The organism is Burkholderia sp. Ac-20344, from assembly GCF_017104975.1.
Classification (GTDB): Bacteria; Pseudomonadota; Gammaproteobacteria; order Burkholderiales; family Burkholderiaceae; genus Burkholderia.
This window is the reverse complement of record NZ_JAAGPP010000360.1, coordinates 1-1,376: the sequence shown is the minus strand read 5'-3', so window position 1 is coordinate 1,376 and position 1,376 is coordinate 1. Positions and strand designations below refer to the sequence as shown.

The following is a 1,376-nucleotide window of genomic DNA, read 5'->3' as shown; positions in this document are numbered from 1 at the left end:
CTGGACCTATCCGTGATTTCGTGGGCGGGGCATATCATGCGGAGTAAACGTCATGGATATGCCGATGAAGAAGAAAAGACAAACCGTAGCGCGTCAGGCAGCGGCCCGCGGGCCGCTGCCTGAGTTGCCCAAGGAACTGCTGGACCAACTGGTCAAGGGGCCGATGACGCCGACCGAGGTCCAGGATCTGATGCTGGCGTTCAACAAAGCGATCATCGAACGCGCAATGGGCGCCGAGATGAATCTGCATTTGGGCTACCCGTCCGGCCAGTCCAAGCCTACCGGGCAAGCCAACGAGCGCAACGGCGCCAGCGGCAAGACGGTCATCACCGATCGTGGCCCGGTTCGGGTCGAAGTCCCCCGCGATCGCGACGGCAGCTTCGAGCCGATTCTGATTCCCAAGCACGAGCGCCGCTTCACCGGCTTCGACGAACGCATCATCGCGATGTACGCCCGCGGCATGAGTGTGCGCGAGATTCAAGGGTTTCTGGCCGAGCACTACGGCACCGAAGTGTCGCCCGACTTCATCAGCTCGGTCACCGACGAGGTGATGGTCGAGGCGCTGAGCTGGCAGAACCGCCCGCTCGAGCCAATGTACCCGGTGGTGTTCTTCGATGCGCTGCGGGTCAAGATCCGCGACGACGGCGTGGTCAGCAACAAGGCCGTCTATCTGGCCTTGGGCATTCAGGCCGACGGCCAGCGCGACGTGCTGGGCCTCTGGATCGAGCAGACCGAGGGCGCCAAGTTCTGGCTCAAGGTGTTCAACGAACTCAAGACGCGCGGCTGCCAGGACATCCTGATCGCCGTGGTCGATGGCCTGAAGGGGCTGACCGAAGCCATCAGCACGGCCTATCCGCGGACCACCGTTCAGACCTGCATCGTGCATCTGATCCGCAACAGTCTGGAGTACGCCAGCTACAAGGACCGTAAGGCGCTCGCCGCAGCCCTGCGCCCGATCTACGCAGCCGCTAGCGAAGAGGCGGCAAGGCAGGCGTTACAGGACTTCGCCGACGGCCCGTGGGGCGAGAAATATCCGACCATCGTGCAATCGTGGCAGCGCGCCTGGGAGCACGTCATACCGTTCTTCGTGTTTCCGCCGGAGATTCGACGGGTTGTGTACACAACGAATGCCATTGAAAGTCTGAACATGCAACTGCGCAAGATCATCAAGACCCGTGGTCACTTCCCCAATGACGAGGCGGCGATCAAGCTGCTCTGGCTGGCGCTGCGCAACGTGCTGGCCAAGACCGTGCGGGCCGCCTTCGACTGGAAATCAGCGATGAACCAGTTTGCTATCCTGTTCGGCGAGCGATTCACGCAGGCGCGTGGATAACCTGTTGTTCAACCGCCTCGCCCACAAAAATGCGGACAGGTTC

The 1,376-nt window shown here is 61.8% G+C and carries 1 protein-coding gene; it reads left to right on the top strand.

Translation table 11 applies throughout. From position 1 onward, the window contains the following. Positions 1–64 precede the first annotated feature (64 nt). On the top strand, positions 65–1,333 hold the full coding sequence (locus G3N64_RS39105) for an IS256 family transposase (RefSeq protein ID WP_205788897.1): 1,269 nt from the start codon (positions 65–67) through the stop codon (positions 1,331–1,333). Positions 1,334–1,376 lie beyond the last annotated feature (43 nt).